This window comes from Streptomyces sp. WMMC500 (assembly GCF_027497195.1).
Taxonomy (GTDB): Bacteria; Actinomycetota; Actinomycetes; order Streptomycetales; family Streptomycetaceae; genus Streptomyces.
Map to the genome: position 1 here is coordinate 6426514 of NZ_CP114905.1, position 22419 is coordinate 6448932.

Sequence of the window (22419 nt, forward strand, 5' to 3'; positions counted from 1 at the left end):
AATCATGTCATGCGGGTACCCCCGCGGCGGTGCTGACGTACCAGGCCCGCGAGCGACAGCGCCACCGTCAGACCCGCCGTGGTCAGCAACTGCGTCCGGGAGTCCGGCTCGCGCAGCATCAGCACCAGGATCCCTCCCATGGCGGCCAGCGCCGCCCAGGTCAGGTACGGGTACGCCCACATCCGCACCGTCAGCAGCTCCGGCGCCTCGCGCTCCAGGCGGCGGCGGGTGCGCAACTGGGCGACGGCGGTGAACGCCCAGACCACGAGGATGGCGGCGCCGGTCATGTTCAGCAGCCACTGGAAGAGCGTGTCGGGCCAGCGGTAGCTGAGCAGCACGGCGGCGAAGCCGAAGGAGCAGGTGGCGACGACCGCGCGGCGCGGCACGCGGCCGGTGAGCCGGCCCAGGAAGCGCGGGCCCTGGCCGCGGGCGACCAGGGAGTACGCCATGCGCGAGGCGCCGTAGATGTTGGCGTTCATCGCGGAGAGCAGGGCCACCAGCACGACGACGTTCATCACCTGGCCGGCGGCCGGGATGCCGAGGTGGTCGAGCGCGGCGGCGTACGGGCCGGACTTCACCGTCGGGTCGTCCCAGGGGATCAGCGCGACGACGACCAGCATCGAGCCGACGTAGAAGATCGCGATCCGGTACATCGCGGTGCGCACCGCGCGGGCGACGCCGCGCCGCGGGTTGTCGGACTCGGCGGCGGCGATCGTCACGTTCTCCAGCCCGCCGTACGCGAAGACGGAGGCGAGCAGGCCGACGAGCAGCCCCTCGGAGCCGTTCGGCAGGAAGCCGTCGCCCGCACCCGTGAGGTTGCCGGTGCCGGGCGAGTCGGTGCCGGGCAGCAGGCCGAGCACGGCCAGCAGGCCGAGGGCGAGGAAGGCGGTGATCGCCGCGACCTTCAGCCCGGCGAACCAGAACTCGGCCTCTCCGAAGTTGCCGACCGCCGCCAGGTTCGTGACGCAGAAGACGGCCATGAACAGCAGGACCCACATCCAGGACTCGGTGCCCGGCAGCCAGCCCGTGACGATCTGCGAGGCGCCGATGGCCTCCACGGCGATGGCGACGCCCAGCAGCGACCAGAACATCCAGCCGGAGGTGAACCCCGCCCACGGGCCGAGCGCCCGCTCGGCGTGGACGGAGAAGGAGCCGGAGGCGGGGTTGGCGGCGGACATCTCGCCGAGCATCCGCATCACGAGCATGACGAGCAGCCCGGAGACGGCGTAGGCGAGGACGATGCCGGGGCCCGCCGCGGCGATGCCGGCGCCGGAGCCGACGAAGAGCCCGGCGCCGATCACGCCGCCGAGGGCGATCATCGTCAGGTGGCGCTGCTTGAGGCCGGTGCCCAGCGCGGTCGGCACGGGGGCGGGGGGCGCCGCGGCGGTGGCCGTCTCTGCGGTGACCGCTTCTGAGGAGGCCGCGGTGGCCGGGGTCGGGCTCGCGGCGCCGTCGGCGTGGGGGGATGTGCTCATGCTCGTGTCCTGGGGGGTAGTGCGTGGCGACGACCCAGTGTGCGGCATCGCGCCCGGCGCGGGCCGCGGCCGGCGAGCCGGCGTTGGAGGGGTTCCACAGCGGGAGTCGGGCGTGGGGCCGGGCAGTTGGGCCGGCGCGAAACCAGATCCCGGTGTGGCGTATCTCACGTGACCTGCTCGGATGCCGGAATCGCGGTCCTCGGGCCGGTGGCCGCGGCGGTGCGGGGGAGTGACAGGTATGTGCGGGGCGGGTTGGCACCTTTCCACGGTGATCGGCCCGGGGCCGTCGGTTAGCGTACGCACGTCCCCGTACCCCGCGGCGGACCCGTGAACCGAGACCGGAGAACCCGATGAGCACTGCCGCCGTGTCCACCCCGCACGCCGTCCGCCCCGGCGCCGTACTCGCCGACGTGCTGCCCGCCTCGACCGCGGCCCGCGCCCGGCTGCGCGACGCCGCGCTCGTGTGCGGCGGCGCGGCGCTCACCGGCGCCGCCGCCCAGCTCGCCGTGCCGGTGCCCGGCTCGCCGGTGCCGGTCACCGGGCAGACCTTCGCCGCGCTGCTCGTCGGCGCCTCGCTGGGCACCGGCCGGGCGTTCCTCTCCCTCGCGCTCTACGCGGTCGCGGGCGTGGCCGGGATGCCGTGGTTCGCGGAGGGCTCCTCGGGGTGGGGCATGCCTTCGTTCGGCTACGTCCTCGGGATGCTGCTCGCCGCCGCGGCCGTCGGCGCGCTGGCCCGCCGCGGCGGCGACCGCGACGTGTGGCGCACGGCGGGCACGATGGTCCTGGGCAGCGTCGTCATCTACGCCGTGGGCGTGCCGTACCTGGCGCTCTCGCTGAACGTCTCCGCCGCCGAGGCGGTCTCCCTCGGCCTCACCCCGTACCTCCTCGGTGACGCCCTGAAGGCCGCCCTCGCCATGGGCGCGCTGCCCGCCGCCTGGCACGTCGCCGGGCGCGCGCACCGGGGCTGACCGGGGGCCCGTAGACTCCGGGCCATGCGCGTGTACCTCGGCAGCGACCATGCCGGCTACGAACTCAAGAACCACCTCCTCGGCTGGCTGAAGGAGCACGGGCACGAGCCCGTCGACTGCGGCCCGCTGATCTACGACGCCGACGACGACTACCCGCCGTTCTGCCTGCGCGCCGCCGAGCGCACCGCCGCCGACCCCGGCAGCCTCGCGGTCGTCATCGGCGGCTCCGGCAACGGCGAGCAGATCGCCGCCAACAAGGTGGCGGGCGTCCGCGCGGCGCTGGCGTGGAGCGAGGAGACGGCGCGGCTGGCGCGCGAGCACAACGACGCCAACGTCGTCGGCATCGGCGCGCGGATGCACACGCGGGACGAGGCCACCAGCTTCGTCGAGGTGTTCCTCGCCACCCCGTACGCCGGCGAGGAGCGCCACCGGCGGCGCATCGACATGATCGGCGCGTACGAGAGCGGCGGCACGCTGCCCGACGTGCCGGCGCACCACCCGCAGCCGTAGCGGCCGGGGGGGAGCGGGACGGCCGGGACGAGACGGACAGGAGCGAGCTAGGCGCATGCCCGAGGGTCACACCATCCACCGCCTGTCCGTCGAGTACGGCGTCCGCTTCGGCGGCCGGGCGGTGCGCGCGGCCAGCCCGCAGGGCAAGTTCGCCGACGGCGCCGCGCTCATCGACGGCTGCCGGCTCACCGGCACCGACGCACACGGCAAGCACCTCTTCCTCGGTTTCGGGCCCGTCGGCCACCTCCACGTCCACCTCGGCATCTACGGCAAGGTCGGCTTCGGCGACGGCCCCGCGCCGGCGCCCGTCGGCGCCGTCCGGCTGCGGCTGGCCACCGGCGCCGGCTACGCCGACCTGCGCGGCCCGTCGGCGTGCGAGCTGGTCACCGAGGAGGAGAAGGACGCCGTGCACGCCCGGCTCGGCGACGACCCGCTGCGCGCCGGCGACGACGGCGAGGCGGCGTGGGCGCGGATCTCGCGCAGCCGCGCGCCGGTCGCCACGCTCCTCATGGACCAGCGGGTGATCTCCGGCGTCGGCAACATCTACCGCACCGAGGTCCTCTTCCGGCACGGCATCGACCCGTACCGCTTCCGGCACGGCATCGACCCGTACCGCGCGGGCCGCGACCTCGGCCGCGCCGCCTGGGAGGCGGTCTGGGCGGACCTGGCGGTGCTGATGCGCGCGGGCGTGCGCACCGGGCGCATCGACACCGTACGGCCCGAGCACATGCCCGAGGCGATGGGCCGCCCGCCGCGCGTCGACGGGCACGGCGGCGAGGTCTACATCTACCGCCGCGCGGGCCGCCCCTGCCACCTCTGCGGCACCGACGTGCGCACCGCCACCCTCGCCGCGCGCAACCTCTTCTGGTGTCCCACGTGCCAGCCCACGTGACCCTCGTCCCAACTGCGAGCGGGCAGGCTCTCTCTCGTTCCCTCCGAGGTGAATTCGCATACGATTCCGGCAGTGCCGCCCGAAGAGTGCGGTCGGCACGCCGCGAATCGACGCCCGACGCGGCGGGTGGATAGGGTCCCGGGGCATGGCCGGAGGCGCGGGTTCCACCTCGCAAGCGGCCCGGTGGCACAAGACGCTGCACCGGGCCCGCGTCGGCGTGCGCAGGGCCGGTGTCGACTACTTCCGCGGCGAGGGCTCCGACTGGCTGGCCCTCGTCGTCCTCCTGCTGACCATCCCGGCGCTCGCCGCCGGCACGATCCTCTCGGCGGCCTGGGTCTCGCCGGGCGCGCTGGCGCTGCCGATCTTCATCGGCGGCCTGGTGCTGCGGCCCGCCAGCCTCCTCGCGCTGTACGCCGCGTCCGCCACCGCGCTGATCGTCGAGGCGATGCTCCTCGGCCCGTACGCCGAAGGCCCGGCCCGGGTGACACCGGGCGACGTGCTCGTCATCGCCTCGGTCGGCCTGACGGGGCTGACCGTCGCGCAGTTCCGCAGCCGCGTCGGCGTGCCGTGGCGGCGCGGCGGCACGATGCTCTTCGACCTGCGCGAGCGGATCCGGGTGCAGAGCAAGCTGCCGCGGCTGCCGCGCGGCTGGCACGCCGAGATGTCGCTGCGCCCGGCCGGCGGCCAGTCCTTCTCCGGCGACTTCGTCGTCGCCGCCCGCACCCACGGCGGCCACATCCTGGAGGCCGTGCTCACCGACGTCTCCGGCAAGGGCATGGCGGCCGGCTCGCGGGCGCTGCTGCTCTCCGGCGCCTTCGGCGGGCTGCTCGGCTCGCTGCCGCCGCACGACTTCCTGCCCGCCGCCAACGGCTATCTGCTGCGCCAGGAGTGGCAGGAGGGCTTCGCCACCTCCGTGCACCTGGTGCTGGACCTGGAGTCCGGTGACTACGAGCTGTTCTCGGCGGGGCACGTGCCCGGTGTTCAGCTCAGCGCCGGCACGGGGCGCTGGGAGGAGAAGGGCGCGGAGGGGCCGCTGCTCGGCGTGGTGGAGGAGGCGCAGTTCGACCCGCTGAAGGGGACGCTGCGCCGCGGGGACGTGCTGATGCTCTTCTCGGACGGCCTGGTCGAGGCGCCGGACCGGGATCTGACCGAGGGCATGGACCGGCTGATAGGCGAGGCGGACCACTACGCGTCGAGTACGTTCCGGGGCGCGGCCTGGCACCTGATCGAGAAGGTGGCCAAGGACGTCAAGGACGACCGGGCGCTGCTGCTGATCTGCCGCGAGTGAGGCGTACGGACCGGGGCGCTCGCGCGTCGCGGTCGCGCACGTACGCCCCGGTCCCCGCGGTCAGTTGGCCGTGGCCGCCTCCGGCGCGGGTGCCGGTGCGGCGCCGCCCCCGGGCGGTCTGCCCCCGGGCAGGATGCGGGCCAGCCAGTGCGACCGCCCGGCCGCCAGCGGCCCGAGCACGGCGAGCAGCAGCACGTACCCGGCGATGAACGGCGACAGCCGCCCGTCGAGGCCGGCGGTGGCGGCCATCGTGGCCAGGATCAGCGCGAACTCGCCGCGGGCCAGCAGCGTCAGCGCGATGTTCGACGCGGGCAGGGCCCCGAACCCGTAGAGCTTCGCGGCGGCGAGGCCCGCGGTCACGTTCATGACGATCGTCAGGAGCACCGCGAGGGCCACCGGGGCCGCGACCGAGGGCAGGTCGCCCGGGTCGATCGAGAGGCCGAAGCCGAAGAAGAAGAGGGCGCCGAAGGCGTCCCGCAGCGGGTGCACGAGCGTACGGATCCGGTCCGCGGACGTCGTGCTGCCGAGCATCAGGCCGACCATGAACGCGCCGATGGCGTCCGCCACCCCGAACCACTCCGAGATCCCGGCGACCAGGACCGCGGCGCCGAGGAAGGAGATGACGAGCAGCTCGTTGTCGCGGGTGTCGAAGAGCCGGCCGACGACCTTGGTGCCGTAGCGCGCGAGGGTGGCCAGGGCCAGCAGGAACGCCAGCGCCTTGCCGGCCTGCAGGGCGGCCTCGCCGGGGCCTTCCGCGCCGGAGAGCACGGGCTGCAGCACGGCCAGGTAGACGGCGAGGAAGATGTCCTCGACCACGATGATGCCGAGGATGGGCCTGGTCTCGCCGTTGCCGATCCGGCCCAGGTCGACGAGGATCTTCGTGACGATCGCGGACGAGGAGATGCCGAGCACACCCGCCAGCACCAGCGCCTCGGACGTGCCCCAGCCGAGCGCGAAGCCGAAGCCGAGTCCCGCGCCCACGTTGAGCAGCAGATAGACGCCGCCCACCTGGGCCATGCGGCGACCGCCCGACTTCAGGTCGTCCATGTGGAATTCGAGGCCGAGGTAGAAAAGCAGCAGGACGAGGCCCAGAGCGGTGAGCATCTCCAGGTCGTGCGGGTCCTCGACCAGCACGATGCCGGGGGTGTTCGGGCCGAGCAGGATGCCGGCGAGGATGAAGAGCGGGATGGTGGGCAGCCCGATGCGGCTGCCGATGCGGGCGAGGATGGCGGCGGCCATGAAGGCTCCGCCCATGGCGATCAACGTGTCTGCGTGTCCGATGGGTTCCTCCCGGGGTCGTGGGGACGGCCGTTCCGGGACCTGAGTCCTTTACTTACTTTACCTTATTGTTGTCATGGCAACTAATCTCCGGGGCGCTCGGGTTAACCCCACCTCCCGTCCGCCAGCAGCCGCCATGGGCAGGACCGCCCCCGCTCCGTAGCGTCGGAACCACGATGACCAGGGCGGCGGTCCCGGCCACCGCCACGGCGCACGGCCAGGACGAAGGGGCGGACGACATGCGGCTGCGGAGCAGGGGAGAGCGGCAGGACGACGGGGCGCCCGCCGCCCCCGGCCACGCCGTCGAACTACGCGGCGTACAGCGGCGCTACGGCCGCGGCGCCGGCGCGGTCCACGCGCTGCGCGGCATCGACCTCGCCCTCCCGCGGGGCACGTACACCGCCGTCATGGGCCCGTCCGGCTCCGGCAAGTCCACGCTGCTGCAGTGCGCCGCGGGCCTCGACCGGCCCACCGCGGGCTCGGTGCTCCTCGGCGGTACGGAGCTGACCCGGCTCGGCGAGAACAAGCTCACCGAACTGCGCCGCAGCCGCCTGGGGTTCGTCTTCCAGGCGTTCAACCTGCTGCCCTCGCTGACCGTCTCGCAGAACATCCTGCTGCCGATGCGGCTCGCCGGGCTGCGCGCCGACCACCGCCGGGCGGCGGAGGTGCTGGCGCAGGTCGGCCTCGCGCAGCACGGCAGGCGGCGGCCGGCGGAGCTGTCCGGCGGCCAGCAGCAGCGGGTGGCCATCGCCCGCGCGCTGGTCACCAGCCCGGACGTGATCTTCGCGGACGAGCCGACGGGGGCGCTGGACACCCGCACCGCCGCGGAGATCCTGGCGCTGCTGCGGCACGCGGTGAACACCCTGGGCGCGACGGTGGTCATGGTCACGCACGACCCGGTGGCCGCGTCGTACGCGGACGTGGCGCTGTTCCTCGCCGACGGCACCCTGGCGGGCAGCCTCCGGCGGCCGACGGCGGAACAGGTCGCGGCCCGGATGACGGCGCTGGACCCGCGCGGCCCGCGCCGTGCGGCGGAGCCGGCGGCGTGAGCGGCGGGCGGCCGGGGGCGGGGGAGACGGCGGGGGCGCGGGCGCGGACGAACGGGCTCGCGCGGGCCGCGCTCCGGTTCCGGCCGGGCGGCTTCGCAGGGACGTTCGTCGCGCTGATGATGGCGGCGCTGATCGTGTCGGCCTGCGGGATCCTGCTGGAGACGGGCGTACGGGCCACGGTGCCCCCGGACCGGTACGCGCACGCGCCGGTGGTGGTCGCCGCGGACCAGCGGGCGCACCTGACGGTGGGCAGCGGCGACGGCGAGTACGACGCCTCGGAGCAGGTACCGGACCGGGCGCGGGTGACGACGGCCCTGGTGGAGCGCGTCGCGGCGGCACGGGGCGTCGCGGCGGCGGTCCCGGACGTCACGTTCCCGACCCGCCTGGCGGCGGGGGCGGACGCGGACGCAGACGCCGCCGCGCTCACGGCACAGGGCTGGGGCTCCCACGCCTTCACCGGCGCCGCGCTCACCGCGGGGTCGGCGCCGGGGGCGGGGGAGGCGGTCCTCGACCGCGCGACGGCACGCGCCACGGGCGCGGAGGTGGGCGACCGGATCACGCTCGTACTCCCGTCCGGACACCGGCCGTTCCGCGTCTCCGGCCTCGCGGCCCCGGCGAAGGCACCCGCCGCGGGCGGTCCGTCCCTCTACCTCGCGGACGACACCGCCGCCCGGGCCGCCGGGCATCCCGGGCGGTACGACGCCGTCGCCGTGCTGCCCGCCGGGGGCGTCGGCGCCGGGCAGCTCGCCGACGCCGTGCGCGGTGCCGTGGGGGAGCGGGCCGAGGTGCACACCGGGGACGGGCGCGGGGGCGCCGAGGATCCCGGTGTCGCCGCGGCCGAGGAGCTGCTGACCGGGCTCGGCGGCTCGTTCGGCGGCATCGCCGCCACCGTCGCCGTCTTCACCGCCGCCGGGACCGTCGCCCTCTCCGTCGCGCAGCGCAGACGCGAGTTCGCCCTGCTCCGCGCCATCGGCGCGACCCCGCGGCAGATCCGCCGCTCCGTGGCCGCCGAGGCGCTGCTCGTCGCGCCGGCCGCCGGGCTCGCCGGCCTGCTGCCCGGCATCGGGCTCGCCTCCTGGTGGTTCGGCCAGCTCAAGGACCGCGGCGCCGTGCCCGCTGCCGTCGACCTGCACGTCTCCGTCATCCCGCTCGCCGTCGCCGTGGGGACGGCGCTGCTCAGCGCCCTCGTCGCCGGCTGGGCCGCCTCCCGCAGGCCCGCGCGGACCAAGCCGGGACAGGCGCTCACCGAGGCGTCCGTGGAGCGGCTGCGCCCCGGGATCGTCCGCACCGTCCTCGGCCTCGCCGCGGCCGGCGGCGGCATCGCCCTCAGCGGCGTCGCCGCCCGCTCCGCGGGGGACGACGCGGCCGAGGCGGCGCTCGGCGTCGTGATGCTCTTCATGCTGGCCGTCGCGCTGCTGGGGCCGCTGATCGCGCGGCTGGCCGCCGGGCTGTTCGGCCTGCCGCTGCGCGCCGGCGACGCCAGTGCGGAGCTGGCCGCCGCCAACTCCCGTACGAACGCCCGCCGGCTGGCCTCCGCGATCACGCCGATCGTGCTGGCGACGGCGTTCGCCTCGGTGCTCGTCTTCATGCACACCAGCGAGGACCACGCCACCGCGACCCAGCAGCGCGACGGCATCGTCGCCGACCACGTCGTCACCCACCCCGCCGGGCTGCCCGCCGACGCCGCCGAGCGCGCGGCGCGGCAGCCCGGGGTGGACGCGGCGGTGGGGGTGCTGCGCACCCAGGTGCTGGTGCCGGTCGGCGGCGGGGGCGACCGGTGGCTCCAGAGCGCGACCGCGCAGGGCGTCTCCGGCGACGGGCTGGCCCGCGTCCAGGATCTCGGTGTCCGCGACGGCGCCCTCGACCGGCTGCACGACCCGGGAACGGTGGCGCTCGACGCGAACCTGGCGCGCTCCGCGGGCGTCGGCACCGGCGAGCGCGTCGGGCTGCGGCTGCCGGACGGCACGCCCGTGCGGGCCGAGGTGGTGGCCACGTACGGGCGCGGTCTCGGGCTCGCCCAGGTGACGCTGGACCGCGCGGTGCTGGCGGGGCACGTCACCGCGGCGTACGACACGGACCTGCTGGTCAGCGGCGGTCGCGCCGCCGACCTCGGCGCCCTGGGCGGCGCAGGCGCCGCGGTGACCGACGCGGCCGGCTACGCACAGCGGCAGGACGCCGAGCGCAGCCTCAACCGGTGGGCGAACTTCACCATGGCCGGGGTGCTCGGCGGCTTCGCCGCCGTCGCCGCGGTCAACACCCTCGCCATGACGGTCCTGGACCGCCGCCGCGAGCTGGGGATGCTGCGGCTGATCGGCTCCACCCGCCGCCAGGTGCTGGGGATGATCCGCTGGGAGGGGCTGCTCGTCGGGGTCGCGGGCCTGGTGCTGGGCGGGGCCATCGCGGCGGCGACGCTGGTGCCGATGGTCCGCGGGATCACCGGCGGGGAGCCGTATCTGCCGCCGCTGACGGTCGCGGCGTTCACGGCGGGGGCCGTGGGGCTGGGGCTGCTGGGCACCGTGCTGCCGGCCCGCGCCGCGCTGCGCCGGGCCGACGGCGGGCTGACGGCGGGCTGACGGAGCGGCTCCGGCCGCCCTTCCGCGAGGAGGGGCGGCCGGAACGGCGTGCCGTACGGGACTCAGCGGGTGGCGGTCGCCCGCTCCCGCTCGGGGGCGGGCTCGGCCGCCGTCCGCGAGCGCGGCGAGCCGCCGCGGCCGTCGCCGGGGTCGGACCTGAACAGCCAGTCCATCTTCGGCTCCATGGCCCACCGGAACATCTGCCGCACCGGCGGGGTGCACAGCGCCGTGACGATCACGGCCGCGATCGCCGTCACCGCGACGGCGCCCAACGGCGTGTGCGCGAAGTCGTTGTCGTACCAGCCCCAGAAGCGCGAGCCCTTGGCGAGGAACCCGTGCAGCAGGTAGCCGTACAGCGTGCCGGCGCCCAGCACCGTGAACCACATCGTGCGCCGCGGCACCCAGGCCAGGAAGCACGCCGTGAGCACCAGCGCGCAGCCGAACATCGCGAACGTCATCGCCGGTCCGGCCCAGATGGGCGCGCCCAACTCCTGTGCGGAGTCGCGGTGGTAGAACCAGCCGGCGTTCATCCGCGGCACGGCCCAGTACGCGACGACCGCGGCCATCACGCCCACCGGGACGGACAGCAGCCGCACCTCACGCCGGCGCACCAGATCGAAGTGCTCCGGCCTGAGCATCAGGCCGAGGACGAAGAAGGGCATGAACTGCAGCACGCGCTGCAGGTCGAGGTCGTTGCCGACGGTGTCGCTCATGGACGCGGCGGTGGCGATGACCAGCGCCAGCGGGACCGGCCAGCGCACCGCCTTCCACAGCGGCGCCGTCATCCGCCAGACGAACAGCGCGATCAGGAACCACGTCAGATACCACGGGTCGAGGATGCTGATGCGGTAGTCGGGGACGTCCCCCGCCCAGCGGTTGAAGAACGTGTACGCGGTCTCGAAGATCACGTACGGCACGAGGACGCCGGTGACCAGTCGTTGCACGCGCCCGGGGCGGCCGAGGTCGAACGAGCGTGACATGTAGCCGGAGATGAGGATGAATGCCGGCATGTGGAACGAGTAGACGAGCATGTAGAGCGCGGACGCGGCGCGGCTGTCGTCGCGCAGCGGCTCCCACGCGTGGCCGAGCGCGACCAGCACGATGGCCAGGTACTTTGCGTTGTCGAAGAAGGGATCGCGGGTCTTCGGCGTGCCGGAGTCGCCGGCCGGACGAGCCGCGGTCCGCGGCGGGTGGGTCACGAAGCCTCCAGATGCGAGTCCGGCGGCGGAACCCGGAACCGCACCGGCGGGTTGGGGTCGAGGGGGGATCGGAACATCGTCGGCACCATAGCGTCCGAGTGTCGCGCCAGTAAATTCGAAGTCGGTGTCGGCAATTTCTCGCCGTGAAGAAGGACGGCGTGGTCAGCGGGCATCATCGTATGCCAGGTTTGTCCTGAATGAATCGGACATAGGGGTACGAAACGTGGGCGTGTCCGGCGATCTTCTTTCGGCCGGTTTTAGCGTGCATGCATCCGGTGTGAATGGGGAATTGCGACGCCCGGGAACGCCCGTCCGCGTACCGCGCATTACGTATATCCGGGCCCCCGGAGCGCGGAATTCGGATTCGCCGGCGGTTTCCCCCGGCCCGCCGCCGGGGATGGACCGCATGGGCGCGCCACCGGCGCGGAGGTCGTACGGCGCCCCGCGTACGGCGCTGCGCGTGCGCCGTGGGCGCAGATCGGTGTAAGGGGCGCGAGATATCAGCCAGTTGGGCATCCCACGCACCCCCGTGCACCTCTTGGTGGCACGATGGATCCACCGGGGTGTGCGGGCGGCGGGTGCCCTGGGTGGGTGAACGAGAACCTAGGGGTGATCAGGGCGTGGCTATCTCACTGTCATTGGTGCTGCTGATGGGGATCATCCTGGTCGTGCTGATCCGCGGCGGCTCGATCAAGGTGGGCCCGGCGATCGTTGCGGTGCTCTTCGGCTTCTTCCTGGCGTCCACCAGCGCCGCTCCGGACATCCAGGACGCCCTCGACGAAATAAGCCAGAGCATCAGCGACATCGGCACCTGACCGCCCTCCGGGGCGCACCCGGCCGCCGCGCACACGTCAACGGCCGGGACCCCGGCCTGCGCACGTCACCCCGGACGCGGCGCGGCCCGGATCCCGGCCGTCTCACCGAGCGGGTGACGGGAATCGAACCCGCGTAGCCAGCTTGGAAGGCTGGAGCTCTACCATTGAGCTACACCCGCAGGCGCCACCGCGGCGGGTGGCACGCCCTGCATCGTAGCCGCTGAGCCCCCCATCCCGCACGCCGCCCGCCTCCGGGCGCCCGCGTGCGGGCCCGGGGGCGCACACGCGCGTGCCGCGGCACGTGCCGTACGGTCCGCGACCCGGGGCGCGCGGCGGCCGCGTGCGGCGTCACCAGGGACGTAATCGGCGGCGGCCCGGCTGCGCGGGCATGTACCCTACTGCTCGCACATGCGGGGTGTGGCGCAGCTTGGTAGCGCGTCCGCTTTGGGAGCGGAAGGTCGTCGGTTCGAATCCGGCCACCCCGACCGCGGCGGCGACCTTCGGCGCGAAGGTCCCTTTACGGGGAGCGGACCCGGCACCGGTACTATGCAAGCTGCGTTCCTGCGTGCCTGGACCGGGCCGCGCCACGCTTCCAGCCGAAGCCCGGACGCAGCCACAAGAAGTCCAGAAGAAGTACAGCACTTCCCAGACGCCATCCCAAGGAGACCGACCGTGAAGAGCGCCGTGGAGACCCTGAACCCGACCCGGGTTCGGCTCACTGTCGAGGTGCCCTTCGAGGAGCTCAAGCCCAGCCTCGACGCGGCGTACAAGAAGATCAACCAGCAGGTCACGGTGCCGGGCTTCCGCAAGGGCAAGATCCCGGCCCGGATCATCGACCAGCGGTTCGGTCGCGGTGCCGTCCTGGAGGAGGCCGTCAACGACGCGCTGCCGAAGCTCTACGAGGACGCCGTCAACGAGGGCGACCTCAAGCCGCTGGGCCGGCCCGAGGTCGACATCACCGAGCTGAAGGACAACGAGACGCTGACCTTCACCGCCGAGGTCGACATCCGCCCCGAGTTCGAGATCCCGGACTACTCCGGCATCAGCGTCGAGGTCGACGCCGTCGAGGTGCCCGACGAGGACGTCGACAAGTCCGTCGAGCAGCTCCGCGAGCGTTTCGCCTCCACCACGCCGGTGGAGCGCGCCGCGGCCGAGGGCGACGTCGTCACCATCGACCTGGAGGCGCGGGTCGACGGCGAGGTGCTGGACGACGGCGTCGCCAGCGGCGTGTCGTACACCATCGGCTCCGGCGAGCTGCTCGACGGCATCGACGAGGCGGTCACCGGCCTGGAGGCCGGCGGCTCCACGACGTTCGCCTCCGAGCTGAAGGGCGGCTCCGCGGCCGGCCAGGAGGCGCAGGTCAAGGTCGACGTCACGCAGGTCGCCGAGCGCGAGTTGCCGGAGCTGGACGACGAGTTCGCCCAGATGGCCAGCGAGTTCGACACGCTGGAGGAGATGCGGGCGGACAGCCGCAAGCGGCTGGAGCAGATGAAGCGCTACGACCAGGCGCAGCAGGCCCAGGAGAAGGTGCTGGACGAGCTGCTCGGCCTGGTGGAGATCCCGGTGCCGGAGAAGCTGCTGGAGGACGAGATCTCCACCCGCCGGCACAACCTGGAGAACCACCAGCTCGCCCAGATGGGCCTGAACCTGGAGGGCTACCTGAAGCTCCAGGAGAAGACCGCCGAGGAGTTCGAGGCCGAGCTGAAGGAGCAGGCGGAGCGCGGCATCCGCACGCAGTTCGTCCTCGACGAGCTGGTGGGCAAGGAGCAGGTGAACGTCGGCCAGGAAGAGCTGACCGAGCACCTGATGCGCCGCGCCCAGTCCTCGGGCATGAGCCCGGACCAGTTCGCGCAGGCGGTCGTCGAGGGCGGCCAGGTGCCGGTCCTGGTCGGCGAGGTGGCCCGCGGCAAGGCGCTGGCGGTCGTGGTCGAGGCCGCGACGATCAAGGACACGAACGGCGAGACGGTCGACCTGTCGGACGAGGACGAGACGGCCGAGACGGTCACGGCCTCCGCCGAGGAGACGGCGGACGAGGACGAGCCGTCCGAGAAGGCCGGCGCCTGACCCGTACGACCCACCCCCGGGCCCTGCCGCCCCGCGGCGGGGCCCGCGGCATGCCGCGGGCGGCCCCGGCACCCGCCGGCCGGCCCGGACCGGCCCGGACGGCCCGCCCCGCCCCGGCCCGGACGGCCCCGTAGCCCGGCCCGGCGGGCCTGCGCTCACAGCGAACAGTTCCGGAACCGGGATGGCCGCCGCCTACCTGCGCGTTAGGGTCCATAAGCAAGTCAGGCAACTAGGAACGTACAGTCAGACGGCCTCTGGCGGCCGTCGCAGAGTGAGCAGGTGGACACGTGACGAACCCGATGCTTTCCGGCCCGGGCGAGCCGTCCTTCGGCGGCCTTGGCGACCAGGTCTACAACCGGCTGCTCAACGAGCGCATCATCTTCCTCGGCCAGCCCGTCGACGACGACATCGCCAACAAGATCACGGCGCAGCTCCTCCTCCTCGCGGCCGACCCGGACAAGGACATCAACCTCTACGTCAACAGCCCGGGCGGCTCCGTGACCGCCGGCATGGCGATCTACGACACGATGCAGTTCATCAAGAACGACATCGTCACCATCGCCCTCGGCCTCGCGGCTTCCATGGGCCAGTTCCTGCTCAGCGCCGGCACCCCCGGCAAGCGCTTCGCGCTGCCGAACGCCGAGATCCTGATCCACCAGCCCTCCGCCGGCCTGGCAGGCTCCGCGACGGACATCAAGATCCACGCCGAGCAGCTCATCCGCACCAAGAAGAAGATGGCGGAGCTGACCTCGCTGCACACCGGCCAGACCGTCGAGCAGGTCATCCACGACTCCGACCGCGACCGCTGGTTCTCCGCCGAGGAGGCCAAGGAGTACGGCCTCATCGACGAGGTCATGCCGTCGGCCGCGGGCATCCCCGGCGGCGGCGGCACCGGCGCCTGAGGCCCCGGCGCCCGGCGACGACCGCACCAGACCCGCGCAGCCCTTCACAGCCGCACTGCCACCAGGACGGAACACCACGATGCAGAACTTCCCCGGACGCGGTCTCTACGACCGCATGGCCGACGAGGCCGCCGACGCCCGTCGTTCGCTGGGCGCCGAGTCCCGCTACGTCATTCCGCGCTTCGTCGAGCGCACCTCGCAGGGCATCCGTGAGTACGACCCGTACGCGAAGCTCTTCGAGGAGCGCGTCATCTTCCTCGGCGTGCAGATCGACGACGCCTCGGCGAACGACGTGATGGCCCAACTCCTGTGCCTGGAGTCGATGGACCCCGACCGGGACATCTCGGTCTACATCAACAGCCCCGGCGGCTCCTTCACGGCGCTCACCGCCATCTACGACACGATGCAGTTCGTCAAGCCGGACATCCAGACCGTCTGCATGGGCCAGGCCGCCTCGGCCGCCGCCGTGCTGCTGGCCGCCGGCACCGAGGGCAAGCGCATGGCCCTGCCGAACGCGCGCATCCTGATCCACCAGCCGTACACCGAGACCGGCCGCGGCCAGGTCTCCGACCTGGAGATCGCCGCGAAGGAGATCTTCCGGATGCGTAACCAGCTCGAGGAGATGCTGGCCAAGCACTCGACCACGCCGATCGAGAAGATCAAGGACGACATCGAGCGGGACAAGATCCTCACCGCCGAGGAGTCCCTCGAGTACGGCCTGATCGACCAGATCGTCTCCACCCGCAAGCTGTCCGCCGGCATCGGCGGCTGACCGCTCGCGGCCGGCTCCCGGCTCCGTGTCCGCGGCGCCGGACCATTGCCCGGGCCCTCGTCCTCTGGACAGGGCCGCCCGTGGAGCGGTCCCCTGGGATGCGAACCAGTGAGTTGGGCCCAAGGGGACCGCTCGGGGCTCCGGGCAAGGTACCGTCGATACGCAACCAGGTTCCGCCCCCCAAGAGCGGATCCCAGGCGAAGGGGAAGCACCTCGTGGCACGCATCGGTGACGGCGGCGATCTGCTCAAATGCTCGTTCTGCGGAAAGAGCCAGAAGCAGGTCAAGAAGCTCATCGCAGGACCCGGTGTCTACATCTGCGACGAGTGCATCGACCTCTGTAACGAGATCATCGAAGAGGAGCTGGCCGAGAGCTCCGAGGTGCGCTGGGAGGAACTGCCCAAGCCCCGCGAGATCTACGAGTTCCTGGAGGGCTACGTCGTCGGCCAGGAGGCCGCCAAGAAGGCGCTCTCCGTCGCCGTCTACAACCACTACAAGCGGGTGCAGGCGGGCGAGAACGGCGCCGCGGCGCAGAACCGCGAGGACGGCATCGAGCTGTCGAAGTCCAACATCCTGCTGCTCGGCCCCACCGGCTCCGGCAAGACGCTGCTGGCGCAGACCCTGGCCCGGATGCTCAACGTCCCCTTCGCCATCGCCGACGCCACCGCCCTCACCGAGGCGGGGTATGTCGGCGAGGACGTCGAGAACATCCTGCTGAAGCTGATCCAGGCCGCCGACTACGACGTCAAGAAGGCCGAGACCGGCATCATCTACATCGACGAGATCGACAAGGTCGCACGGAAGAGTGAGAACCCGTCGATCACCCGTGACGTCTCCGGCGAGGGCGTGCAGCAGGCGCTGCTGAAGATCCTGGAGGGCACGACGGCCTCCGTGCCGCCGCAGGGCGGCAGGAAGCACCCGCACCAGGAGTTCATCCAGATCGACACGACGAACGTGCTGTTCATCGTCGGCGGCGCCTTCGCCGGCCTGGAGAAGCTCATCGAGTCCCGGGCGGGCGCCAAGGGCATCGGCTTCGGCGCCACCATCCGCTCCAAGCGCGAGCTGGCGAACGAGGACCCGTTCCAGGAGGTCATGCCCGAGGACCTGGTGAAGTACGGCATGATCCCCGAGTTCATCGGGCGGCTGCCGGTCATCACCAGCGTGCACAACCTGGACCGGGCCGCCCTGCTGAAGATCCTGGTCGAGCCGCGCAACGCGCTCGTCAAGCAGTACCAGCGCCTCTTCGAACTCGACGGCGTCGAGCTGGACTTCGACCGCCCGGCGCTGGAGGCCATCGCCGACCAGGCCATCCTCCGCGGCACCGGCGCCCGCGGGCTGCGCGCCATCATGGAGGAGGTGCTGCAGTCCGTGATGTACGAGGTGCCGTCCCGCAAGGACGTCGCCCGCGTGGTCATCACGGAGGAGGCGGTGCACTCCAACGTCAACCCGACGCTGGTGCCCCGCTCCCGCACCGCCGAGCCGGAGCAGCGGCACCAGGAGAGCGCCTGAGCCGCACGCGCTCAGCGGCCGCCACGTCCCGGACGAGCCGGGCGCGGCACGCCGTACCCACACGGAAAGGGGCCGCCCACCGGGCGGCCCCTTCGCGTGTGTGCCGTCGGGCTCAGCCGAGCGGCACCCGGACGTCGTTGCGGACGTCCGCGGTGGTGGTCGCGGCCTCGTCGATGCTCGTCTCGCCGCCGGTGATGATCAGCGACGGGTCGGTCATGGCGACGTAGCCGATGGTGCTGCTGTCGGCCCAGGCGCAGGTCGGGAAGTTGAAGCTGTCGACCGGCGCGCCGGAGTCGTCGCTGGAGAACTTCACGTACTGGCACTTCATCGAAGCGCCCTCCTCCAGGCCCTCGGGCTGGACCTCCTCCGGGCTGCCGACCAGCTCGGCGCTGTCGCCACCGCCCGCGGACGGGTCGGCGGCGGCCTCCTCGGCCATGTACGTGAAGAACGCGTCCAGGACCATGTCCGGGTCGGAGACCTCGCCGTAGACGCCCTGGAACTGCAGGATCTTCGCCGTGGCGCTGTCGCCCGCCTTGTAGCCGGCGCCGACGTCCTTCGGGTCGGAGATCCCGATCGTCTCCAACTGGTCGATGTCGCTCGACGAGAGCCCGGAGCCGGAACTGCTCGCGGCGTCCTTCTGGTACTCGGTCGCGACCGTCTCGGGGGCCGTCAGCTTGTACTTCTCGTCGCTGGCGGGCGGGTCGTCCCCGCCGCCGCCGTCGTCCCCGCTGCCGCCGTCGGTCTGCGAGTTCTTCGACTCGTCCTTCTTGCCGTCGTCCTCGTCGTCGCCGCCGATCAGGAAGAACGCGGCCACGGCTATCACCGCGACCGCGACCACGGCGCCGACGACGACGAACAGGGTCTTGTTCTTGCCGCCGCCGGCCGGCGGCGGCGGGGGAGCCTGACCGTACCCGGGCTGCTGCCCGTACGCCTGCTGCTGCTGGCCGTACTGCTGCTGGCCGTAACCCCCGGGCTGCCCGTACGCGCCGGGCTGTTGCTGCTGCCCGTAGCCCTGGTCGCCGCCCTGCTGCGGGTAGCCGTAGCCGGGCTGACCCGGCTGGCCGGGCTGCGCCGGCTGGGCGTAGGGAGACTGCGCCGGCTGCTGCGGGGGCTGCGGGGGCTGGCCGTAGGGACCGGGCTGCCCGTACGGGCCTGGCTGCTGCCCTCCACCCCCGTACGGTCCGGGTGGCGGCGGCTGGTTGTGACTCATTCCGGTTCCCTCCGTGAGTTAATGCTGTCCGCCCATACTGTCGGATCGCGCCGCGTCGTGCTGCCTCGGGTCTCGAACAGTCGCCGCGCGGTTGTCCACAAGGACGCACGCGGTCCACAACTGGTTCGCAGCGGAGTGTGACGCGCCTCTAGACTGGCCGGCGTGACCGACGCAGAGAACCCGCAGAGCAGCGCAGCAGAACTTCCCACGCAGTACACGCCCGGCGAGGTCGAGACCTCGCTGTACGAGGGCTGGGTAGAGCGCGGTTACTTCGCGGCGGACGCCAAGAGCGACAAGCCGCCGTACGCGATCGTCATCCCCCCGCCGAACGTCACGGGGAGCCTCCATCTCGGCCACGCCTTCGAGCACACGCTGATCGACGCCCTCACCCGCCGCAAGCGCATGCAGGGGTACGAGACGCTGTGGCAGCCCGGCATGGACCACGCCGGCATCGCCACGCAGAACGTCGTGGAGCGCGAGCTGGCCAAGGAGGGCCTGTCGCGGCACGATCTGGGCCGCGAGGCGTTCGTCGAGCGGGTGTGGACGTGGAAGGCGGAGTCCGGCGGGCAGATCGCCGGCCAGATGCGCCGCCTCGGCGACGGCGTGGACTGGAGCCGCGACCGCTTCACCATGGACGAGGGCCTGTCGCGCGCCGTCCAGACCATCTTCAAGCGGCTGTTCGACGACGAGCTGATCTACCGCGCGGAGCGCATCATCAACTGGTGCCCCCGCTGCCTCACCGCGATCTCGGACATCGAGGTGGAGTACCAGGAGGACGACGGCGAGCTGGTCTCCGTCCGCTACGGCGAGGGCGAGCAGTCCATCGTCGTGGCCACCACCCGCGCGGAGACGATGCTCGGCGACACCGCCGTCGCGGTCCACCCGGACGACGAGCGCTACCGCCACCTCGTCGGCACGGAGATCGTGCTGCCGCTCACCGGCCGCCGCATCCCCGTCGTCGCCGACGCGCACGTGGACCCGGAGTTCGGCTCCGGCGCCGTGAAGGTGACCCCGGCGCACGACCCGAACGACTTCGAGATCGGCCGCCGCCACGGCCTGCCGATGCTCACGATCATGGACGAGCACGCGGTCATCACCGCCCACGGCCCGTTTCAGGGCCTGGACCGGCTGGAGGCCCGCTCGGCGATCGTCGCCGCGCTGCGCGCCGACGGCCGGATCGTGGCTGAGAAGCGCCCGTACGTGCACTCGGTGGGCCACTGCTCCCGCTGCAAGACGACGATCGAGCCGCGGCTGTCCATGCAGTGGTGGGTCAGGGTCGGCCCGCTGGCGAAGGCCGCGGGCGACGCGGTGCGCGACGGCCGGGTGGCCATCCACCCGAAGGAGATGGAGTCCCGCTACTTCGGCTGGGTCGACAACCTCAACGACTGGTGCATCTCCCGCCAGCTCTGGTGGGGCCACCGCATCCCCGTCTGGCACGGCCCGGACGGCGAGCTGGTCTGCGTCGGCCCCGGCGAGGAGCCGCCGAGCGGCGAGGGCTGGACGCAGGACACCGACGTGCTGGACACGTGGTTCTCGTCCGGCCTGTGGCCGTTCTCCACGCTGGGCTGGCCGGAGGAGACCGAGAGCCTCGCGAAGTTCTATCCGAACGCGGTCATGGTCACGGGCTACGACATCCTCTTCTTCTGGGTCGCCCGGATGATGATGTTCGGGCTGTACGCGATGGACGGGGAGATCCCGTTCCGTACGATCGCGCTGCACGGCATGGTCCGCGACCAGTTCGGCAAGAAGATGTCGAAGTCCTTCGGGAACGCGGTGGATCCGCTGGACTGGATGGACAAGTACGGCTCCGACGCCGTCCGCTTCACCCTCGCCCGCGGCGCCAACCCCGGCACCGACGTGCCGATCGGCGAGGACTGGGTGCAGGGCTCGCGGAACTTCGCGAACAAGGTGTGGAACGCCACGCGCTTCGCGCTGATGAACGGCGCCACGGTCGAGGGCCCGCTGCCCGCCGCGGCCGAGCTGTCCACGACGGACCGCTGGATTCTCTCGCGGCTCGGCGCCGTCGTCGCCGAGGTCGACGCGCTCTACGACGACTTCCAGTTCGCGAAGCTCTCCGACGTGCTGTTCCACTTCGCCTGGGACGAGGTCTTCGACTGGTACGTGGAGCTGTCCAAGACGACGTTCGCGGCCGGCGGCCCCGCGGCCGACGCCTCGCGCCGCGTCCTGGGCGAGGTCCTCGACGTCACGCTGCGGCTGCTGCACCCGGTGGTCCCGTTCGTCACCGAGGCGCTGTGGACGACGCTGACGGGCCGCGAGTCCCTCGTGATCGCCGACTGGCCCGCCGACGCCGGCTTCCGCGACGCGGCGGCCGAGGCGGAGATCGTGAAGCTCCAGGAGGTCGTCACCGAGGTCCGCCGCTTCCGCGCCGACCAGGGCCTCCAGCCGGGCCAGCGGGTGCCCGCCCGGGTCGAGCTGACCGGCGCGGGGCTGGCGGCGCACGACGCCGCTATGCGGCAACTGCTGCGCCTGCAGCCCGAGGACGCGGCCGGCCGGGAGTTCACCGCCACGGCGTCGCTGCCGGTGGCCGGGGCGACCGTCGCGCTGGACCTGTCCGGGACGATCGACGTGGCGGCCGAGCGCAAGCGGCTGACGAAGGACCTGGCCGCGGCCGAGAAGGAGAAGACGCAGGCGGAGGCCAAGCTCGGCAACGAGGGCTTTCTCGCCAAGGCGCCGGAGCCGGTCGTGGCGAAGATCCGTACCCGGCTGGCGAAGGCCGAGGAGGACATCGTCCGCATCGGCGCCCAGTTGGAGCGCCTGCCGCAGGCGTAGCGCGTACCGTACGGGCCCGGGACGACCGCCCCGGGCCCGTACGCCGGGCTACGCGCTGTGGCCCAGGGACTCCGGCCGGACCGGGTGCGCGAAGGGCAACCCGGCCGCGTAGCGGGCCAGTTCACCGGCCGCCGCCCGGCCCAGCCGCGGCAGCTCGCCCGCCAGGGACCCCGCGACGTGCGGCGTCAGCAGCACGTTCGGCAGCTCGTACAGCGGCGAGCCGGCCGGCAGGATCTCCGGCTCGGTGACGTCCAGGACGGCGTGCAGCCGCCCCGCGACCAGCTCCTCCGTCAGCGCCTCCTGGTCCACCAGCGAGCCCCGCGCGGTGTTGACGAGCGTCGCCCCGTCCCGCATCGACGCGAGCAGCGCGCGGCTGATCAGGTGCCGGGTCTCCGGCAGCGCCGGCGCGTGCACGGTGACGACGTCGGCGGTGGCGCACAGCTCGTCGAGTGGTGCGGGCGTGGCGCCGAGCGCGCGCAGTTCGCCCTCGTCCGCGTACGGGTCGTACACCAGCGCCGACAGGTCGTACGGGCGCAGCAGCTCCAGCACCCGCCGCCCGATCTGGGAGGCGCCGACGACGCCGACGGTGCGCCGGTAGTTGCCGGCGCCCGGATGGTCTCCGTACCAGTCGTACGGGCCGCGCCGCCGCCGGTACTCCTCCCGCACCTGAAGCACCCGCTTGTTGGCGAACAGCACCGCCGCGACGGTGTACTCCGCCACCGGCAGCGCGTTCGCCCACGCCGAGGAGGAGACCGCGATCCCGCGCCGCCACACCGCCTCGGTGAGGTGGTGCTTGACGGACCCCGCGGCGTGCACGACGGCCCGCAGCAGCGGGGCCCCGGCGAGCACCGCCTCGTCCAGCGGCGGGCAGCCCCAGCACGTCACGAGCACCTCGGCGCGCGCCAGCGCGGCCGCCGCCCGCGGCTCGGCGAAGTCCGCGGCGACCAGGCCGGGTTCGAAGTCCGCGACCTCGGCGAGCCGGTCCCGGGTCGCCGCGTCGAAGAGCAGCGGCAGGGTGTCGGGGGCCATCGCGAACAGGGCGCGCGGGCGGCGCGCCGCGCCGCCCGGAGGGCTGCCCGGGGAGTCGCCCGGGGGATCGTTCGGGGAGTCGTTCGGGGACACGCGG

At 72.9% G+C, this 22419-nt stretch carries 17 protein-coding genes and 2 tRNA genes; 13 read left to right on the forward strand and 6 right to left on the reverse strand.

Going from position 1 to position 22419, the window contains the following annotated elements; genetic code table 11:
- Window positions 1-2: 2 nt before the first annotated feature.
- On the reverse strand, window positions 3-1475 hold the full coding sequence (locus tag O7599_RS27640) for an amino acid permease (RefSeq protein WP_281618316.1): 1473 nt from the start codon (window positions 1473-1475) through the stop codon (window positions 3-5).
- Window positions 1476-1825: 350 nt separating this feature from the next.
- Between O7599_RS27640 and O7599_RS27645 the strand changes: the two genes are divergently transcribed.
- The 4 genes from O7599_RS27645 to O7599_RS27660 all read left to right on the forward strand — a co-directional run bounded on the left by O7599_RS27645 (window position 1826) and on the right by O7599_RS27660 (window position 5133).
- Complete coding sequence (locus O7599_RS27645) at window positions 1826-2443, forward strand: biotin transporter BioY (protein ID WP_281618317.1); 618 nt, start codon at window positions 1826-1828, stop codon at window positions 2441-2443.
- 24 nt (window positions 2444-2467) lie between these two features.
- Window positions 2468-2953, forward strand: coding sequence for a ribose-5-phosphate isomerase (locus O7599_RS27650; RefSeq protein WP_281618318.1), 486 nt, complete (start codon window positions 2468-2470; stop codon window positions 2951-2953).
- Window positions 2954-3008: 55 nt separating this feature from the next.
- Window positions 3009-3845, forward strand: coding sequence for a DNA-formamidopyrimidine glycosylase family protein (locus O7599_RS27655; protein WP_281618319.1), 837 nt, complete (start codon window positions 3009-3011; stop codon window positions 3843-3845).
- A gap of 145 nt (window positions 3846-3990) precedes the next feature.
- Window positions 3991-5133 carry a PP2C family protein-serine/threonine phosphatase gene (locus O7599_RS27660; RefSeq protein ID WP_281618320.1) on the forward strand — a complete coding sequence of 381 codons (1143 nt, stop codon included), beginning with the start codon at window positions 3991-3993 and terminating at the stop codon, window positions 5131-5133.
- A 60-nt stretch (window positions 5134-5193) separates the two neighbouring features.
- Here O7599_RS27660 and O7599_RS27665 read toward each other — a convergent pair whose 3' ends face one another.
- Window positions 5194-6387 (reverse strand): cation:proton antiporter, encoded by a 1194-nt coding sequence (locus tag O7599_RS27665; protein ID WP_281618321.1) that lies wholly within the window; start codon window positions 6385-6387, stop codon window positions 5194-5196.
- 263 nt (window positions 6388-6650) lie between these two features.
- On the opposite strand from O7599_RS27665, the gene O7599_RS27670 reads away from it, so the two are divergent.
- Together O7599_RS27670 and O7599_RS27675 are read left to right on the forward strand one after the other, a co-directional pair.
- Window positions 6651-7460: an ABC transporter ATP-binding protein gene (locus tag O7599_RS27670; RefSeq protein WP_281623542.1), complete on the forward strand. Its 810-nt coding sequence runs from the start codon at window positions 6651-6653 to the stop codon at window positions 7458-7460.
- Entirely contained in the window at window positions 7457-10033 is a 2577-nt protein-coding gene (locus O7599_RS27675) for an FtsX-like permease family protein (protein ID WP_281618322.1), read from the forward strand. Before O7599_RS27670 ends, O7599_RS27675 begins: the two co-directional genes overlap by 4 nt.
- 62 nt (window positions 10034-10095) lie before the next feature.
- Here O7599_RS27675 and O7599_RS27680 read toward each other — a convergent pair whose 3' ends face one another.
- Window positions 10096-11232 (reverse strand): acyltransferase family protein, encoded by a 1137-nt coding sequence (locus O7599_RS27680; RefSeq protein ID WP_281618323.1) that lies wholly within the window; start codon window positions 11230-11232, stop codon window positions 10096-10098.
- A 620-nt stretch (window positions 11233-11852) separates the two neighbouring features.
- Here O7599_RS27680 and O7599_RS27685 point away from each other — a divergent pair.
- The gene (locus tag O7599_RS27685) at window positions 11853-12047 is read left to right on the forward strand and encodes a hypothetical protein (RefSeq protein ID WP_018834270.1); all 195 of its coding nucleotides are present in this window, start codon (window positions 11853-11855) and stop codon (window positions 12045-12047) included.
- A gap of 108 nt (window positions 12048-12155) precedes the next feature.
- Here the strand turns inward: O7599_RS27685 and O7599_RS27690 are convergent.
- Window positions 12156-12226 (reverse strand) — tRNA-Gly (locus tag O7599_RS27690).
- A gap of 232 nt (window positions 12227-12458) precedes the next feature.
- On the opposite strand from O7599_RS27690, the gene O7599_RS27695 reads away from it, so the two are divergent.
- The 5 genes from O7599_RS27695 (at window position 12459) to clpX (ending at window position 17293) form a co-directional block, all read left to right on the forward strand.
- Window positions 12459-12532, forward strand: a tRNA-Pro gene (locus O7599_RS27695).
- Between the two features lie 187 nt (window positions 12533-12719).
- Complete coding sequence (gene tig, locus O7599_RS27700) at window positions 12720-14111, forward strand: trigger factor (RefSeq protein ID WP_281618324.1); 1392 nt, start codon at window positions 12720-12722, stop codon at window positions 14109-14111.
- Window positions 14112-14410: 299 nt separating this feature from the next.
- Window positions 14411-15013, forward strand: coding sequence for an ATP-dependent Clp protease proteolytic subunit (locus O7599_RS27705; RefSeq protein WP_281623543.1), 603 nt, complete (start codon window positions 14411-14413; stop codon window positions 15011-15013).
- A 79-nt stretch (window positions 15014-15092) separates the two neighbouring features.
- Window positions 15093-15785: an ATP-dependent Clp protease proteolytic subunit gene (locus tag O7599_RS27710; RefSeq protein WP_281618325.1), complete on the forward strand. Its 693-nt coding sequence runs from the start codon at window positions 15093-15095 to the stop codon at window positions 15783-15785.
- Window positions 15786-16000: 215 nt separating this feature from the next.
- Entirely contained in the window at window positions 16001-17293 is a 1293-nt protein-coding gene (gene clpX / locus O7599_RS27715) for an ATP-dependent Clp protease ATP-binding subunit ClpX (RefSeq protein ID WP_281618326.1), read from the forward strand.
- A gap of 112 nt (window positions 17294-17405) precedes the next feature.
- On the opposite strand, the gene O7599_RS27720 is transcribed toward clpX, so the two are convergent.
- The gene (locus O7599_RS27720; RefSeq protein WP_281618327.1) at window positions 17406-18503 is read right to left on the reverse strand and encodes a hypothetical protein; all 1098 of its coding nucleotides are present in this window, start codon (window positions 18501-18503) and stop codon (window positions 17406-17408) included.
- 162 nt (window positions 18504-18665) lie between these two features.
- Here O7599_RS27720 and O7599_RS27725 point away from each other — a divergent pair, with 162 nt between their 5' ends.
- Entirely contained in the window at window positions 18666-21293 is a 2628-nt protein-coding gene (locus O7599_RS27725) for a valine--tRNA ligase (protein WP_281618328.1), read from the forward strand.
- 48 nt (window positions 21294-21341) lie between these two features.
- Here O7599_RS27725 and O7599_RS27730 read toward each other — a convergent pair whose 3' ends face one another.
- A complete protein-coding gene (locus tag O7599_RS27730; RefSeq protein ID WP_281623544.1) occupies window positions 21342-22322 on the reverse strand; it encodes a hydroxyacid dehydrogenase in 981 nt (326 codons plus the stop codon).
- Between the last annotated feature and the right edge of the window lie 97 nt (window positions 22323-22419).

What these genes read in the sequence shown, in the direction of transcription:
- O7599_RS27650 (WP_281618318.1), top strand. Translation starts at nt 2,468, where the DNA reads ATGCGCGTGTACCTCGGCAGCGACCATGCCGGCTACGAACTCAAGAAC.
- O7599_RS27670 (WP_281623542.1), top strand. Translation starts at nt 6,651, where the DNA reads ATGCGGCTGCGGAGCAGGGGAGAGCGGCAGGACGACGGGGCGCCCGCC.
- O7599_RS27710 (WP_281618325.1), top strand. Translation starts at nt 15,093, where the DNA reads ATGCAGAACTTCCCCGGACGCGGTCTCTACGACCGCATGGCCGACGAG.
- O7599_RS27720 (WP_281618327.1), bottom strand. Translation starts at nt 18,503, where the DNA reads ATGAGTCACAACCAGCCGCCGCCACCCGGACCGTACGGGGGTGGAGGG.
- O7599_RS27665 (WP_281618321.1), bottom strand. Translation starts at nt 6,387, where the DNA reads ATGGGCGGAGCCTTCATGGCCGCCGCCATCCTCGCCCGCATCGGCAGC.
- O7599_RS27705 (WP_281623543.1), top strand. Translation starts at nt 14,411, where the DNA reads ATGCTTTCCGGCCCGGGCGAGCCGTCCTTCGGCGGCCTTGGCGACCAG.
- O7599_RS27655 (WP_281618319.1), top strand. Translation starts at nt 3,009, where the DNA reads ATGCCCGAGGGTCACACCATCCACCGCCTGTCCGTCGAGTACGGCGTC.
- O7599_RS27645 (WP_281618317.1), top strand. Translation starts at nt 1,826, where the DNA reads ATGAGCACTGCCGCCGTGTCCACCCCGCACGCCGTCCGCCCCGGCGCC.
- O7599_RS27640 (WP_281618316.1), bottom strand. Translation starts at nt 1,475, where the DNA reads ATGAGCACATCCCCCCACGCCGACGGCGCCGCGAGCCCGACCCCGGCC.
- O7599_RS27660 (WP_281618320.1), top strand. Translation starts at nt 3,991, where the DNA reads ATGGCCGGAGGCGCGGGTTCCACCTCGCAAGCGGCCCGGTGGCACAAG.
- O7599_RS27730 (WP_281623544.1), bottom strand. Translation starts at nt 22,322, where the DNA reads ATGGCCCCCGACACCCTGCCGCTGCTCTTCGACGCGGCGACCCGGGAC.